The sequence below is a fragment of the Acinetobacter sp. ANC 4178 genome, from assembly GCF_004331175.1.
In the GTDB taxonomy this organism is placed as follows: domain Bacteria; phylum Pseudomonadota; class Gammaproteobacteria; order Pseudomonadales; family Moraxellaceae; genus Acinetobacter.
Genome location: NZ_SJOD01000004.1, coordinates 225910 through 241547 on the forward strand (window position 1 = coordinate 225910; position 15638 = coordinate 241547).

The following is a 15638-nucleotide window of genomic DNA, read 5'->3' on the forward strand; positions in this document are numbered from 1 at the left end:
AGCCCTCCTTTTTGAAAGGAGGGAGAAAACGAATGAGTAATCATTTTACTCATTAGTTTTCTTGCACAAATTTTAAAGCAGTGCTTTAAGATTTGCTCAGAGTTTGGGGAGATTTAAAATTAAACCGCAGTACGTTCTTCAATACCGTTGTCTGTTGCAACGATAGCAATATCTGCTTTATTCAACGCAAAAATACCGTTACATACCACACCTGGAATGTTATTGATGGTTTTTTCAAGTTCAAGTGCATTCAGAATATTTAAGTTATAAACATCTAAAATCACATTGCCATTATCTGTCACTACACCTTCACGGTAAACTGGGTCACCGCCCAAGCTCACGATTTTACGTGCCACAGCAGAACGCGCCATAGGAATCACTTCTACAGGTAATGGGAACTCACGACCCAATTGTTCAACCCATTTTGAATCATCAACAATACACACAAATTTCTTCGCAATTGATGCCACAATCTTTTCACGAGTTAAAGCAGCACCGCCGCCTTTAATCATATGCATATGACGGTCAATTTCGTCAGCACCATCAACATAAGCGTCTAAACCACCCACATGGTTCATATCAACCACTTCAATGCCAAGTTTCTTTAAACGCTCTGCCGTTGCTTCTGAACTCGCAACAGCCGCTTCAAGTTGAAGTTCTGGCAATAAATCAATTAGAAAATTAACGGTACTGCCTGTACCCACTCCTAAAATGCCGCCTTTTGGTAAGTGTTTTAAAGCGGCTTTCGCTGCTGCTTGTTTTTTCTCATCTTGGGTTGCATATAGACTCATGACATCACTCAACTTTTTTTCACGTTTTGCGCAATTTTAAAACGCAAATGTGCAGGGGTTTGTTACAATAAACGCCTATTTTAAACTGTTAGATGGAAAATTAACATGCTGTCTCGTTTGGTTCGACAAATTTTACAAGCAACGGTATACGACGTTGCAATCGAAACCCCACTCGAAGCAGCGCCACGAATTAGTGAAAAGCTAAACAACAACATTCGCTTTAAACGCGAAGACTTACAACCTGTCTTTTCTTTCAAACTACGCGGTGCCTATAACCGTATTAGTCAATTGCCGAAATCTCAGTTGGAACGTGGCGTTATTACTGCTTCAGCAGGTAACCATGCTCAAGGCGTGGCTTTATCTGGTCAAAAGTTAGGTATTCACGCCATTATTGTTATGCCAAAGACCACGCCTGATATTAAGGTGCAAGCCGTAAAACGTTTAGGCGGTGATGTTGTTCTTCATGGTGACTCATTTGATGTTGCCAATAAATATGCGATTCAACGTGCCAAAGATGAAGGCATGACCTTTATTCCCCCTTATGACGATGAATTGGTCATGGCGGGTCAAGGTACGATTGCCAATGAAATTTTACGTCAATGGCGTGATGTGGAATATGTATTTGTCGCTGTTGGCGGTGGCGGCTTAATCGCAGGTATCGCAGCATATTTAGGCGATGTTGCACCGCATGTCAAAATTATCCCTGTTGAATATGACGAATCAGCTTGTTTAAAAGCGGCATTTGAAGCCAATGAACGTGTGATTCTCCCTCAAGTTGGTCTATTTGCCGATGGTACAGCCGTCGCACAAATTGGTGAAAAACCATTTGAAGTACTACAACTGCAAAAATCAGATAACTCTGGGCCTATTGTTGAGCGTGAAGTCGTTCTGGTGAATACGGATGAAATCTGTGCAGCCATTAAAGATACTTATGACGAATGTCGTAGCATTGTCGAACCTTCTGGTGCAATGGCTTTAGCAGGTATTAAAAAATACGTTGAAGAGCACAATATTCACAGTAAAAACATGGTGTCCATTGTTTGCGGTGCAAACATGAACTTTGACCGTTTACGCTATATCGCAGAACGTACAGAACTCGGTGAACACAAAGAAGCGATTTTTGCGGTAACTATTCCAGAAGAAAAAGGTTCTTTCCTCAAATTCTGTCGTGCACTACAAGGTCGTAACATCACCGAGTTTAACTATCGTGCAAGCAATGCATCTGCCGCACAAGTTTTTGTAGGCATTAGCCTAAAAAGTGGGGAAAAAGAACGCCACGACATTCATGAGTTACTGAAAACTCAATATGATGTCGATGATCTTTCTGATGATGAAGTTGCAAAACTACACATTCGTTACTTGGTCGGTGGTCATGCAGACTTAGAAAATGAACGTTTATTCCGCGTAGAATTTCCAGAGCGTCCGGGCGCATTGCTCACTTTCCTTGAGCGTTTAGGTCCAACCCATAACATTACCCTCTTCCACTACCGTAACCACGGCGCTGCCGAAGGTCGTGTTTTGGTCGGTTTAGAAGCCAGCGATGCCAAACAAAATCCAGATGGATTGATTGAAACACTGGAAAGTATTACTTATCCATACGTGGAAATTACCAACAATCTTGGTTACCAACGCTTCTTAAAATAATCAATTGAATTCACGCAAACAGAGTCTTTATGACTCTGTTTGTGATTTAAATAGACCACGACATTTCTGAAGGTTGATACTTTTCTACTTTTAAATCTGTCTCATCAAATTGTTGATTAAATAACTCACAAAATTCCTTTATTTTTTTCGACTGATTCGGCACAGCAAGCCAATAATGCTCTTTTCCCCAAAGCAACAATAATGCGAAATTCTGAGATTTCAGAAACCCATAAATTTCATCTAAGATGATTTCTAAAATTTGATCCTGTACCCGATAAAAACGACCTATCGCATGCTCAAATTGCTCATAGTGTTTTAAAATTGGATCTGCACGTGATTGTATTTGTGCTTGCACCATTTCAATTTCAGTGGTCATGTGCTGAAAAAAAGGATGCTCTGCCAGTCCATTTTCCAAATATTGATGCATGTTCAACGCAATTAAATATTCAAAAGTTTGCTCATTTTCCCGAGTATTTAACCACGTTAAAAGGTACTCTGCTTTTGCACGATGCTTTTTTTTAGGTAATGGCTTCTGTTTCAGCTCAGGGAACCATTTTCTTAACTGCTTATAAATTTTCTTCTCGTTCATATTAAAATCCTAATTATTTGATTCATTTTGCTTGCACTACTAAATGTACAGTCAATACAGCAAAACTTCATTTCAAGCATCAATTAAGGCTATGATTAGACATTATGAAATTTAAATGTGTAAATAATAATACACCCAACAAGATAAGGACCTAACATGGCTCAATTTGCAGTGATTGGTTTGGGAAGTTTTGGTGCAACTGTTGCAACTGAATTGGTTGAGCTAAAACATGACGTACTGGGTATCGACAGCAATAAAAAATATGTAGAAAACATTTCTGATGTACTGACCCATGCTGTAATTGCAGATGCAACCGATGAACACGTACTCAATGAATTAAATATTCAAAATTGTGATGCTGTTGTAGTGGCCATTGGAGAGGATATTGAAGCCAGTATTCTTTGTGTTTTACATCTCAAGAATATGGGCATCGAAAAAATTTGGGTAAAAGCAAAATCAAAATCTCACCATATGATTCTGAGCCATTTAGGCATCGATAAAATTATTCACCCAGAAGAGGATATGGGCGTCCGTGTTGCGCAGTCACTCAGCTATCCTATGGTCAGTCGTTATATGTCATTGGAAGATGATCGCTATATGGTAAAAATTGAGATTAAAGACAATTTACATGGCACTCGTTTTCAAACCATCCGTGAATACAACTCTGAAATTAATGTCATCTTACATAAGCGCGGCAAAGACCTTTTATATCAAGTAGACCCTAATTTGATATTACAGCGTGGCGATATCATTGTGGTTGAGGGTCATTTGGAACAACTCCGCAAATTATCGAATCGTTTTAAATAATATGAAAATAATCCAGAAAAAGCCCAAAAATACGGTCAACTTAAGCCCTCCTAGCTTATTAGCACTCGGCTTTTTAAGTTTTATCCTCATTGGGACCCTGCTACTCAAATTACCGATTGCCCATCACGGTGATTTATCTTGGATACATGCGCTATTTACAGCAACATCGGCAGTCACAATTACAGGATTATCTGCCGTCAATGTGGGTGAAGCTTATACGGTATTTGGCAAAGTCGTCATTATGCTGTTGCTCCAATGCGGTGGTTTAGGTTTTATGACTTTCGCCATTTTAGCCGTGATGAGCCTTTCAAATAAAATTGGGTTAAAACAGCAGATCATGGCACAGGAAACAATCGGACATACCAGTTTATCGAAGGTTTCGCACACCATTAAAGCGGTTCTACTGTACTCATTATTTTTTGAAGCCATCGGCACATTCATTCTCACTATCGCTTGGATGCAAGAATATGATTTCTTAAAAGCTTTCTTTTATGCGGCTTTTTACAGTGTTTCCGCATTTAACAATGGTGGGTTTTCTTTATTTCCCAATAGTTTAATGGACTTTTCTAGCCAATATTTCATTACATTTACCATTAGCCTGCTGTACATCGTTGGCGGGATTGGCTTCTTGGTCTTAATGGACATTAAACATAAAAGAAGCTGGAAAAAACTTAGTCCAAATAGCAAGCTAATTTTGTTGACTATTGCAGGACTCAATCTATTTTCCTTCGTTATATTTTGGCTATTAGAAGCAAATAATCCACTTACACTAGCTCCGATGAGCACGATGGAACAAGCAGTCAATGCTTGGTTTCATGCAACCGTTCCGCGTTCATCTGGATTTAATAGTTTAAATGTAGGCGACATGACTGATGCATCCGCACTGGTAACCATGGTGCTCATGTTTATTGGTGGAGGTTCTTTAAGTACGGCGGGCGGTATTAAAGTCGGTACTTTTATTGTCGTCACTTTAAGCGTAGTGAGCTTTTTACGCCGTGCTGATGAAATACGTATTTTTAATTTTTCGATACCGCAAAATACTTCATTTAAAGCAATGGCTGTAGTGTCTATTACAGCCATGTTGGTGTTTATCGGGTTTTTGACCTTATTACTCTTAGAACCTAAGCACCATTTCCTCGATTTACTCTTTGAAGCCGTATCGGCAGCCTGTACTGTGGGTCTTTCACGTGGTATTACCTCCGACTTACAACCTGCCAGCCAAATTATCTTAATGCTGCTTATGTTTGCCGGTCGACTAGGTCCACTCACTTTAGCCTATATGATTGCCACGCCTAAAAAAACACGCTTAAAACATCCATCTACAGATATACAAATCGGTTGAGGGTTCAAAAATGTATCTTTACTCAACATGCCGTAAATAAGCATTACCAAGGTATGTGTCACAAAAATACTGACCTATAAAAAAGACTGCAAAGCAAGGCGAGAATAAACTACAAGTAATTCCATATTAAAGAAAAAGCCTGAAATGTTCATTTCAGGCTTTTTAAAATTCAGATTAGAAAGGATCAGTACCAATTCAGCAATGAAACCCCTAACCCGACATAAGTTGCACGATGATTATAATCAATCAAACTTTCACCATAACCATCAAACAACTGGAATTGGCCACGCAGTTTTCCGTGAATAGGAAAAGACCAATCAAATTGTACTGCACCGTGAGAATCATCACCGCCTTTCAAAGAATGACGTAGCATTAAAGAGAAATCATGATCATCTTTACGGTAGAACGCCGTAATATCACCACGTCCCACATAATCTTTAATGTCGGGATTATTATCATCTTTGGCATTTTCATCAAAACGATACCAAGGACGAATCATCAAGGCAAAATTATCACGCTCAAAGCCCAGATTTAAAATAGCTCTGTTCCAACTGCGCGATAACGGATCTGAACGACCATTGGACTGATGATTTAAAGTAACCCCAAAAAGACGTGCATTTAGACCCAAAATTTCATAATTGGTCCGAAACATTAAACTCGCTTCAGGCTCATAATTGGTTTCACGAAATGGACGCGACTCGTCTTCGTTATAAACTTGCCAGCGAGAAGACTGCGTATAACCCAACCAAATATCACCATTATTGCCAAATAGATTTTCTACCGCTTTGGTCTTGAGTGAAATCTGAAACTTGGCTTCCGTGGATTTTAGATTTTGATCTTCATCCACTGTATTACGTGGGTTTGGGCTATCTGGAAATTCATTTTTTCGACTTGACCAAAACACAGGCAACAAATATACAGGCTTGTAAGCACGAATATTCCAAGTCCCTAATTTACTGTCAGGCGACAATTCCCAACGTTTATCCAACAAAGACTGATTCGGGTCAATTTTAGACCCTTCCAGTGCAAATAAATTGCTAAAACTGCTGCCTTGTTTTTCTGAGCTTTGTGGTTCTGGCTTCGCTGCGGCTTGCTTGACTAAGACAGGCTCCGCAACCTTTGGTTTTACTTCAGTTGCAGGTATCTTAAATAAAGCATCATAACAAGCCAATCGATCTGCATTTGACTCCAAACCTATACAAGCTTCTGGACTTGCAGGTGAAATTTGCTCTGCTGGATCTTGAGCATATGCAGCAGTATATGCCGAGCCGAGCATCATAATGCTCAGCGACAGCACACCACGTTCAAATGATTTGAACGCCATAAATACACCTCTTTTCTTATTATATTAATTAACTTGATAAATCTCGAAGCCTAGTGCTAACAATTCATCTTTTTTCGCCATAGGAGCAACAACTGCTTTGCACGCTTCTTGATTAAGCAAATATTGTTCAGCTACACGCTTCAAATCATCTAAAGTCACTGCCAACAAGCGTTCACGCAATTGCTTGCGGAATGCAGGTGTGCGGGCATGCAATAATGAGTAACAAGCGGTAATTGCCTCGCCCGCTGGTGATCCCGGTTTATCCATTGAAGCAATCAGACCTAAAATGGCTTCTTCCAACTGATGGGGTTGTTGTTCAGTGTTCAACAACCATGTCACGCTGGCTTCAAAATCATTGAAAGTTTCTGCTAAACGTGGGTCGCGGTAGCTATAGAAGCGGAAAGAACAAGCATTACCATCGTAGCTTGCACCACCACCATATGCACCACCTTTTTCACGGATTGCACTATGTAAGAAACCATTACGCAAATACGCTGCTAATACCATAAGTGGCGCTGCATCAGCGTGTGCAACATCTACAGCAGGATATGCAGATGCACAGAATTGCACATTCGCCTGAATCAACCATGCTTGATCTTGTGACTTCACTTCTGGAATAACACTGCTTAACGCTTGTTGCGTTTTATCAACTGCAAGTTTATCCCATACTGTTTGAATTTCTTCTAATAAAAGATCAGTTTGATGTTCTTCACACACCAACAAGAATTGTTTTGGTGCTTGCAACAACTTACGGTGAATGAGCTGTAATTCCGCAATCAAATGATTATAAGCATCTTCATTCGATTCAATTTTCGTTACAAGATCACTTAACCAGTTCAGTGAACCCAACCCCGTATTGTTATAGTCTCGCAATGCTAAAGCACTGTGCTGACGCGATGCAATTTGCATCGCATAACTATGCCCAGAACCAGACAAACGAGATTGCCAACGTGTTTTACGCTGTTGTAATAACTCGATAATACGGTCTTTCTCATCAAATCGTAACTGTTCAAATGCAATTTTGAGCAGTCGAATAGACTCTAAATTATGTACCAACGATTTAGTGGTTAGGGTTAACCATGCACTAATCTTTTGCTTATCATCCACTTTAGAGCGCAAAGATGCTCCCATACCCAAACCACCACTAACGGCGGTTTGAATCTGTTGCAGTTCTAAATAATCGTACTCACCCGCGCCCACTTCACCCAACAAAATAGACAATAGGTTAAAATAAGGTGACTGTACAATTTCATCAGGAATCTGAATCAATACTTGTTGATAATAAATTCCATTAGTCCCTGCATGGTACAAATTCAATGGCGTGTCTAAACCATTGCTGATAATTTCACGCAATTGCCCTTGTACAATTTGCAGTTCCGCAGGCACATCTTCTAAACCCACTTTTGGCAAAAGATTAAGGTCATCTGGTGTATCCTGACGAACTTTCAGCGCTTCTGTTTGCGCTTGAATTTCCGCTTTTTCAGCTTCAGTTAACTGTGCGCCAATTTCAGCTAAACGTGCTTTTTCTGCAGCCGCTTCCACCGCAGATTTATTGGCATCAGGGACTAAAGTCATTTGTACACGGTGAGGGTTATCAATCAAATGCGTTTTGATTAGGTTTGACAACCACATCGGATCTTTCAGTTCTTCTTTTACCGCAGCAATGGCTGAATCGACATCCCATACAGTGACTGGGTCGCTGTGGTGAATTACACTGCCCAAACCATTTAAGATGAGGCTTAAACCATAAGGCATACCATCGCCATTAATTTCACGTTGGTGTAATTCAATTTGATGTAAAATCGCATCGACCATGTTTTGATCAACTGGCTTTGAAGCAATATCTTCTAAAATTTTAAACACACCGGCTTTAAACTCTGCCGCATGTTCTGGGTTTGAACCTTGTACACCGCAGTAGAAGGTCATTTCATAGTTAGAATCATCTACCCCCATAATCGGGCCTGTAGACTGTGCATAACCACAAGTTTCTAAGTAGTGACGTAGCGGAGAAGCTGAATCTTCTAACAGCACACCTTCTACAAGACGCATACCTAAGCGCAGCTTGATCTCACTGGCTTTAGGCAATAACCATGAAATAATGTGATAGGTCTTATCTTTTAAATCTTCTGCATCTACCGCATAGGTTTCAGTCACTTCAAGTGGTGCAGTCAGACGACGCTCTTCTTTAGAAAAGAGCGTTTCACCTTTTGAAAACTTCGCCAATGCCAAAGTTTCAAATTGTTCTTGTAAGTTGTAAGCAGATTCATTACCAAAGGTCATGAAAACTGCATTACTTGGATGGTAGTGGGACTTGTAGAAACTTACCAACTCATCGTAAGTTAAATCTGGAATATCTTTAGGGTCGCCACCTGAATTATAGTGATAGGTAGTTTCAGGGAATAAGTGATGTGCTAACTGATGATATAACTGATCTGAAGGTGAGCTCATAGCCCCTTTCATTTCATTAAAAACCACACCTTTATATACTGGCTCACCATTTTCAAGCTCAATACGAATACCTTCTTGCGCAAAATCTAATGGATTTAAATTGGCAGCAAAAGCAGCATCTAAATACACTTCAAGCAAATTCTGGAAATCTTTTTTATTCTGTGTCGCAAATGGATATGCTGTCCAATCCGCAGCAGTAAAGGCATTCATAAAAGTATTTAATGAACGACGAATCATTAAGAAGAATGGATCACGCACTGGGAATTTTTCAGAACCACACAATGCTGTGTGTTCTAAAATATGTGCTTCACCTTTTGAATCCATGGGCTGAGTACGAAAAGCCACCAAGAACACATTTTCATCATGATTAGTCGCAAGATGATAATGTATAGCACCAGTCACTTTATGCTGGTATTCGGTCACTAAAATATCTAAGGCTTCAACATGGTGTTGACGAATCAACTGAAACGCTGGATGTACAGTTTGGGAAAGGGTTTCAGTCACATCTACAGTCATGTGCGCTCCTAATAATCTTTTAAATAAAACTGAAATGATTATAGCTTTAGTTTGAGCCATAATTCACGTATAAACCCGAGTATTTTATTCAGGTCTGGAACAATACACAGTAACACACTGTGCATTGTGTTAAATGAAGTAAATCACTGAAAAACTAGATTAAATATTTAAAATAGTTATAGCTTGGATTATTTTCAACCCAAACGTAATTCTGTTTTTGGTAAAAATCCGCGGCTAATCGTGTATCAGTATGTAAACAAAGCGCTGAAAAATTCGGTTTAGCTTTATTTTCCAAGTAAGCCAACAGGTCTTTTCCAACGCCATGTCGTCTATATTTAGGATGTACATAAAAACGTCTTACGCGACCAATTCGGCTTTTTTGCCCATCTTCTTCACGTTGTTGATTTAATCCACCGCATCCAATCAGCTTTTCACCATCATAAGCAACTAAAAAAAATTCACCCTCATCCTGAAATCGATTTTTGCCATTCGCAAATTCTTCAATTAACCGTTGAACAATATTAAATCCTTCTTTATTTGCAAGTTTGAGTAAACTATCAATCTGAGTGGGTAATTGTGTCGCTTCTTTAATGATGAGGTCCATGTTTTATCTATTACCTAACACTGGTTTTTGCCTATTAAACAATAAAACACAATCAATTACGCATAATCTTGAATTTTATTCACAAAACTTCTGCAATCCTGAGCATTGGTGTAAACTTAGCCTTTTATTTTAGATGTGATTGAACGACATGACCTCTGTTGATCTTTTTGCAATTGGTAATGCGCTGATTGACCAAGAATTTAAAGTTTCTGATGAATTTCTTACGCAACACAACCTGCAAAAAGGAACCATGCAACTCACTGATGGCGATCAACAAGCAAATTTATATACTCAGCTGCAACAGTCTGAAGTTTATAAAGGTCAGGCTTCTGGCGGTTCTGCTGCTAATACAACCGTGGCATTCAGTGCACTTGGTGGTACAGCATTTTATGGCTGCCGTGTAGGTAATGATGAGCTAGGTAAAATCTACTTAGATGGCTTAAATGAAGCAGGTATTCAGACCACTGCTAAATCAGTCAGTGATGGTGTAACAGGTACGTGTATGGTACTGGTCAGCCCAGACTCAGAACGCACTATGCAAACCTACTTAGGCATCACCGCAGAACTTTCCGCAGAACAAATTGATTTTGAACCATTAAAAACTGCACAGTGGCTCTATATCGAAGGATATTTGTCTACAAGCACCACTGCACGTGTTGCAGTCAAACAAGCACGTGAAATTGCGCGTGCACACCAAGTTAAAATTGCCCTCACATTATCTGACCCAGCCATGGTGCAATATGCACGTGATGGCTTAAATGAATTGCTAGATGATGGTGTAGATTTACTATTTTGCAATCAACAAGAAGCCATGATGTATACCGAAACTACGACAGTTGAAGATGCATTGGCTAAATTGAAGCTACATAGTAAATACGTTGTAATTACACTAAGTGCAGAAGGCGCACTTATTTCATCTGAGCAAGAAACCATTCGAGTAGCAGGTCGTGCAGTGACTGCGGTTGATGCCAATGGTGCTGGCGATGCATTTGCTGGTTCATTCCTTTATGCATTGAACACAGGTGAAGACTTACAAACTGCGGCTGAACTCGCCATTTTAATTTCGAGTGAAGTGGTCTCTCAATTTGGTCCACGTCTTAGCAATCAAAACTATTCCGAATTGCTTGCCAATTTTCAAAAGAAGGAATGTGCCTAATGCATAAACTTTGTATGACCGAAGACATTCCAGAGCGTGAAGCACGTGCTTTTGAAACGCCGAATGGTGATACGATTTTTATTACACAGCGCGATGGTGCTTTTTTTGCCTATCAGAATGTTTGCCCCCATCTACAAGTTGAACTTGAATTTCTTGAAAATCAGTTCCTAGACCGTGATCAAGAATATATTGAATGCTCTACACACGGCGCTCTCTTTACCATAGAAACGGGCGAATGCATATCAGGCCCTTGCCTAGGTCAGTCGCTTGAAAAAATCGAGATAACTGTGCATTCTGATGGTGGAATCTACCTACCTGAATAATATATGGAATTTGCCATGCTTGAGTTAATACACGATATAAATTTAATGCCATTTCATTTAAGTTTATTAGCGCTTGTATTACTCAGCTTGGTAGAAACCATTGGTTACTTTCTACATATTCAACCAAGCCAATTTTTTAAGCGTGTTATTCCGCAAAAACTCGCAGAAGCTCCTTTACTCAACGTAAAATTTTCCAAAATCTTAATTTTGGTCTTCCTGTTAATGAACTTCAGCTTTTCAGGCTATTTCCTTCAATTTAGTTATTTCGCACAACGGGAAAGCTTTTTACCCGCATATTATGTCATTCTTCCCGCATTAATTATCGCAATTTTCTTTACCGTATTTATGATTCATTGCCTAGATCAAGTAATTAGACCTACGCAAATACAGCTTCAATCCAATTTGTTGGGTAGGCTTGCAACTATTTCCAGTGGCAATGCGCGACCAGGTTTCTCTGCCCAAGCTCGTGTTAGAGATGAATATGGTCAACTGCACTATGTACAAGTTGAACCAGAATTTGGCGAGTTGGAATTTCAGTCTCAAATTATTTTAATTCGCATTAAACACTCCCATTACATTGCTAAAAAGATTTCAAAGTCAAATGAACTTTTCACTAACGACTTGCATAAATAAGTAAGTCGTCGGCTTTTTACTGCCCTATTTTTTTCATCCTTAATTGGCATTGATTCTCCCGCAGTGCTTTACTCAGCATGACTCAGCAAATGAATCTCCGCAGCTAAATGACTTTTTAAACCTTTTGGATAAAAAAATTTACAAATAATCTTCCTCAGCTCAATTAACAATGTGTATATTCATTAATCAACAATAAAAAATGTGAGAATTAATTAAGAAAATTAAAATTTAATCCAATTCTTTTAGTACAGTTTAATAATTAGACGAATAAATAGTTGACCAAATTACTTGGTTTCATCATTTTATTAATACAAGTATTTTAGTCGGATTTAATAATATTAAATTACAACTGTTTTAGTCAGAAATAAAACGTTAAATGTTAGAATAAAAATGATACATCACATGTTACAAGTATTTGATTTTAATTAAAATAATAATATATTTTTATTTTAAGTGTATTCCCTATTTATTTTTTGTATGAAATTGTTTAATAATATTAAGTATGTTTCAAAACAGGCTTATTCCTATGAGCTTAGTTCCAAAAGATTTTAATCAACGCCTAGTCCGTGAAATAACAATCATATTAATAATTAAGGTTGTTATCTTACTCACGATTAAACACATCTGGTTTGATGCACCGACTATTCCGAAAAACTTTGACAATCAAGTTGCTGAGCGTATTGCTGGCAGTCCATCCCAAATCAAGGAGACACGTTGATGATTTCTGAAAGCGTGGTCGATCTTTCGCGGTTCCAATTTGCAATGACCGCGATGTATCACTTTATTTTTGTTCCACTTACTATTGGTATGGCTTTTATTCTTGCCATTATGGAAACGACTTATGTCATTTCTGGTAAAGAAATTTATAAAGACATGACCAAATTCTGGGGAAAACTCTTCGGTATTAACTTCGCACTCGGGGTAACAACAGGTTTAACAATGGAATTCCAGTTTGGTACAAACTGGGCGTACTACTCACACTACGTAGGCGACATTTTTGGCGCACCATTAGCAATTGAAGGCCTAATGGCTTTCTTCTTAGAATCTACCTTTATTGGCTTGTTCTTCTTTGGTTGGGATCGGCTTTCCAAAGTCCAGCATCTAGGTGTGACGTGGTTGGTTGCTCTAGGTTCTAATATGTCAGCCCTTTGGATTCTTGTTGCGAACGGCTGGATGCAAAACCCTGTTGGTTCTAAGTTTAACTACGAAACCATGCGTATGGAGTTGGTAGATTTTGGGGCATTAATTTTCAACCCAGTCGCGCAGGTTAAGTTTGTACATACCGTTTCGGCAGGCTATGTGACTGGCTCAATCTTTGTATTGGCAATTTCAAGTTATTACCTGCTTAAAAAACGCGATGTTCCATTTGCTCGTCGTTCTTTTGCAATCGCAGCAATTTTCGGCTTGGCATCTACACTCTCCGTAATTCTGCTCGGGGATGAATCTGGTTATGAGTTAGGTGATGTTCAGAAAACCAAACTCGCTGCTATTGAAGCTGAATGGGATACACACCCTGCACCTGCGCCATTTACACTGTTTGGTATTCCAAATAAAGAAACCATGACCACGGACTATGCAATTAAAGTTCCGTATCTTATGGGTCTTATTGCAACACGCTCGACCACTAAAGAAGTCACAGGTATTAAAGACTTATTAGTTCAACATGAAGATCGTATTCGTAATGGCATGGTTGCATATTCTCAACTAGAAAAGCTTCGTGCAGGTGACACATCTCCTGAACTTAAAGCTGCTTTCGAACATTCTCAAAAAGATTTGGGCTACGGTCTGCTTTTGAAAAAATACACGCCGAATGTTGTAGATGCATCTGAAGATCAAATCAAATCTGCTGCAAAAGACACGATTCCACACGTACCAAGCTTATTCTGGGCATTCCGTGCCATGGTTGTGTCTGGTTTCCTTATGCTGTTGTTATTTGCACTAGCAACCTTTGCAGTAGCAAAACGCAATGCAGAAAACAAACCATGGTTACTGAAGTTCGCACTTTTCGCTCTACCTCTTCCGTGGGTTGCTGCGCAAACAGGTTGGTATGTTGCCGAAGTGGGCCGTCAACCGTGGACTATTGGTGAAGTTTTACCAACACACTTGTCAGCATCGAGCTTAAGCACTGGTGATGTATGGGGTTCTATCGCTGCTTTAGCTGCGTTCTATACCGTACTTTTGATTATTGAAATGTATTTAATGATCAAATTCTCACGCCTTGGCCCAAGTTCGCTTCACACTGGTAAATACCATTTTGAAAAACTTGAAGCAGCTCGCAATGAGGAGACTCAAGCATGATCGAATATGAATTACTCAAAATTATCTGGTGGGTTCTGGTCGGTGTCCTTCTTATTGGCTTTGCCCTCACCGATGGCTTCGACATGGGCTCTATGGCAATCATGCCATTTGTAGGTAAAACAGACGAAGAACGCCGTGCAGCCATCAACACGATCGCTCCGCACTGGGATGGTAATCAGGTTTGGTTTATTACCGCAGGCGGGGCTTTATTCGCTGCATGGCCAATGGTATATGCAACAGCCTTCTCAGGCATGTATTGGGCATTATTACTGGTTTTATTTGCCTTATTTCTGCGACCAGTTGGCTTTGATTACCGATCTAAACTGCAAAATACAAAATGGCGTACGTCTTGGGATTGGGGTTTAGCAATAGGTGGTGCTGTGCCTGCTCTGGTCTTTGGTGTGGCATTTGGCAACATGTTCTTAGGTGTACCATTTAGCTTGGATGACACTGTTCGCTCAACCTATACAGGTAGCTTTTTTGCCCTACTTAACCCATTTGCTTTAGTCTGTGGTTTAGTCAGCTTGTCTATGCTGTGTGCACATGGTGGTGCATGGCTTATGCTCCGTACCGATGGTGATTTGCGTAAACGTTCAGCGCAAGTAACCAAACTCATGGGCATCGTTTATCTCATTTGTTTCTTGGGTGCTGGTGCTTGGTTGTACTTTGGTGGAATCGAAGGCTATACCTTAGTAACTCCATTTGACACCAACGGTGCTGCTAATCCATTGGCAAAAGAAGTCTTAACCAATGCCAATCACGGTTGGATGAACAACTACTCGACTTATCCAATCACCATGATTGCTCCAATTGCTGGGATCTTAGGTGGTTTGATTGTGGTACTTGCAGCAGGCAAAAATAAAGCGAGCTTTAGCTTCTTAGGTTCAAGCTTAGCGGTCGTGGGTGCAATCTTAACTGCAGGGTTCGCTTTGTTCCCATTCTTAATGCCTTCAAGCATTCAACCTGTTGCAAGCTTAACTATGTGGGATGCGGTTTCAAGTCAAACTACGCTTACTGTTATGACAGTTGCAGCATGTATTTTTGTACCACTTATTTTGTGCTATACCACTTGGTGTTACTACAAAATGTGGGGCGTTATTACCAAGAAACATATTCAAGAAAATTCACATAGCCTTTACTAAGGCAATGCTTAGGAGAATAAA

Annotated in this window: 14 protein-coding genes; 9 read left to right on the forward strand and 5 right to left on the reverse strand. The window is 39.6% G+C overall.

The window, feature by feature from the left end; translation table 11 throughout:
- Positions 1 to 119: 119 nt before the first annotated feature.
- The gene (gene rpiA, locus E0H87_RS10335; protein ID WP_131323520.1) at positions 120 to 791 is read right to left on the reverse strand and encodes a ribose-5-phosphate isomerase RpiA; all 672 of its coding nucleotides are present in this window, start codon (positions 789 to 791) and stop codon (positions 120 to 122) included.
- Positions 792 to 896: 105 nt separating this feature from the next.
- On the opposite strand from rpiA, the gene ilvA reads away from it, so the two are divergent.
- On the forward strand, positions 897 to 2435 hold the full coding sequence (gene ilvA, locus E0H87_RS10340) for a threonine ammonia-lyase, biosynthetic (protein WP_131323521.1): 1539 nt from the start codon (positions 897 to 899) through the stop codon (positions 2433 to 2435).
- 46 nt (positions 2436 to 2481) lie between these two features.
- On the opposite strand, the gene E0H87_RS10345 is transcribed toward ilvA, so the two are convergent.
- Complete coding sequence (locus E0H87_RS10345) at positions 2482 to 3024, reverse strand: hypothetical protein (RefSeq protein ID WP_131323522.1); 543 nt, start codon at positions 3022 to 3024, stop codon at positions 2482 to 2484.
- A 156-nt stretch (positions 3025 to 3180) separates the two neighbouring features.
- Here E0H87_RS10345 and E0H87_RS10350 point away from each other — a divergent pair, with 156 nt between their 5' ends.
- Positions 3181 to 3831 (forward strand): potassium channel family protein, encoded by a 651-nt coding sequence (locus E0H87_RS10350; protein WP_131323523.1) that lies wholly within the window; start codon positions 3181 to 3183, stop codon positions 3829 to 3831.
- A gap of 1 nt (position 3832) precedes the next feature.
- Positions 3833 to 5173 (forward strand): TrkH family potassium uptake protein, encoded by a 1341-nt coding sequence (locus tag E0H87_RS10355; protein WP_131323524.1) that lies wholly within the window; start codon positions 3833 to 3835, stop codon positions 5171 to 5173.
- A gap of 184 nt (positions 5174 to 5357) precedes the next feature.
- Here E0H87_RS10355 and E0H87_RS10360 read toward each other — a convergent pair whose 3' ends face one another.
- The 3 genes from E0H87_RS10360 to E0H87_RS10370 all read right to left on the reverse strand — a co-directional run bounded on the left by E0H87_RS10360 (position 5358) and on the right by E0H87_RS10370 (position 10065).
- A complete protein-coding gene (locus tag E0H87_RS10360; protein WP_131323525.1) occupies positions 5358 to 6497 on the reverse strand; it encodes a phospholipase A in 1140 nt (379 codons plus the stop codon).
- A 24-nt stretch (positions 6498 to 6521) separates the two neighbouring features.
- Positions 6522 to 9461: an insulinase family protein gene (locus E0H87_RS10365; protein WP_131323526.1), complete on the reverse strand. Its 2940-nt coding sequence runs from the start codon at positions 9459 to 9461 to the stop codon at positions 6522 to 6524.
- Between the two features lie 154 nt (positions 9462 to 9615).
- Positions 9616 to 10065 carry a GNAT family N-acetyltransferase gene (locus E0H87_RS10370; protein ID WP_131323527.1) on the reverse strand — a complete coding sequence of 150 codons (450 nt, stop codon included), beginning with the start codon at positions 10063 to 10065 and terminating at the stop codon, positions 9616 to 9618.
- A 148-nt stretch (positions 10066 to 10213) separates the two neighbouring features.
- Between E0H87_RS10370 and E0H87_RS10375 the strand changes: the two genes are divergently transcribed.
- The 6 genes from E0H87_RS10375 to cydB all read left to right on the forward strand — a co-directional run bounded on the left by E0H87_RS10375 (position 10214) and on the right by cydB (position 15617).
- Positions 10214 to 11221 (forward strand): adenosine kinase, encoded by a 1008-nt coding sequence (locus E0H87_RS10375; RefSeq protein WP_131323528.1) that lies wholly within the window; start codon positions 10214 to 10216, stop codon positions 11219 to 11221.
- Between the two features lie 14 nt (positions 11222 to 11235).
- Positions 11236 to 11544, forward strand: a complete 309-nt coding sequence (locus E0H87_RS10380; RefSeq protein WP_165493960.1) for a Rieske (2Fe-2S) protein — start codon at positions 11236 to 11238, stop codon at positions 11542 to 11544.
- 15 nt (positions 11545 to 11559) lie between these two features.
- Positions 11560 to 12177: an OB-fold-containig protein gene (locus E0H87_RS10385; RefSeq protein WP_131323530.1), complete on the forward strand. Its 618-nt coding sequence runs from the start codon at positions 11560 to 11562 to the stop codon at positions 12175 to 12177.
- A gap of 526 nt (positions 12178 to 12703) precedes the next feature.
- Entirely contained in the window at positions 12704 to 12895 is a 192-nt protein-coding gene (gene cydP, locus E0H87_RS10390) for a cytochrome oxidase putative small subunit CydP (RefSeq protein WP_016167794.1), read from the forward strand.
- On the forward strand, positions 12895 to 14475 hold the full coding sequence (locus E0H87_RS10395; protein WP_131323531.1) for a cytochrome ubiquinol oxidase subunit I: 1581 nt from the start codon (positions 12895 to 12897) through the stop codon (positions 14473 to 14475). The genes cydP and E0H87_RS10395 overlap by 1 nt, the downstream gene beginning before the upstream one ends.
- The gene (gene cydB, locus E0H87_RS10400; RefSeq protein ID WP_131323532.1) at positions 14472 to 15617 is read left to right on the forward strand and encodes a cytochrome d ubiquinol oxidase subunit II; all 1146 of its coding nucleotides are present in this window, start codon (positions 14472 to 14474) and stop codon (positions 15615 to 15617) included. Before E0H87_RS10395 ends, cydB begins: the two co-directional genes overlap by 4 nt.
- Positions 15618 to 15638 lie beyond the last annotated feature (21 nt).

Coding starts and splice junctions, on each gene's coding strand:
- rpiA (WP_131323520.1), bottom strand. CDS start 791: ATGAGTCTATATGCAACCCAAGATGAGAAAAAACAAGCAGCAGCGAAA.
- ilvA (WP_131323521.1), top strand. CDS start 897: ATGCTGTCTCGTTTGGTTCGACAAATTTTACAAGCAACGGTATACGAC.
- E0H87_RS10345 (WP_131323522.1), bottom strand. CDS start 3,024: ATGAACGAGAAGAAAATTTATAAGCAGTTAAGAAAATGGTTCCCTGAG.
- E0H87_RS10350 (WP_131323523.1), top strand. CDS start 3,181: ATGGCTCAATTTGCAGTGATTGGTTTGGGAAGTTTTGGTGCAACTGTT.
- E0H87_RS10355 (WP_131323524.1), top strand. CDS start 3,833: ATGAAAATAATCCAGAAAAAGCCCAAAAATACGGTCAACTTAAGCCCT.
- E0H87_RS10360 (WP_131323525.1), bottom strand. CDS start 6,497: ATGGCGTTCAAATCATTTGAACGTGGTGTGCTGTCGCTGAGCATTATG.
- E0H87_RS10365 (WP_131323526.1), bottom strand. CDS start 9,461: ATGACTGTAGATGTGACTGAAACCCTTTCCCAAACTGTACATCCAGCG.
- E0H87_RS10370 (WP_131323527.1), bottom strand. CDS start 10,065: ATGGACCTCATCATTAAAGAAGCGACACAATTACCCACTCAGATTGAT.
- E0H87_RS10375 (WP_131323528.1), top strand. CDS start 10,214: ATGACCTCTGTTGATCTTTTTGCAATTGGTAATGCGCTGATTGACCAA.
- E0H87_RS10380 (WP_165493960.1), top strand. CDS start 11,236: ATGACCGAAGACATTCCAGAGCGTGAAGCACGTGCTTTTGAAACGCCG.
- E0H87_RS10385 (WP_131323530.1), top strand. CDS start 11,560: ATGCTTGAGTTAATACACGATATAAATTTAATGCCATTTCATTTAAGT.
- cydP (WP_016167794.1), top strand. CDS start 12,704: ATGAGCTTAGTTCCAAAAGATTTTAATCAACGCCTAGTCCGTGAAATA.
- E0H87_RS10395 (WP_131323531.1), top strand. CDS start 12,895: ATGATTTCTGAAAGCGTGGTCGATCTTTCGCGGTTCCAATTTGCAATG.
- cydB (WP_131323532.1), top strand. CDS start 14,472: ATGATCGAATATGAATTACTCAAAATTATCTGGTGGGTTCTGGTCGGT.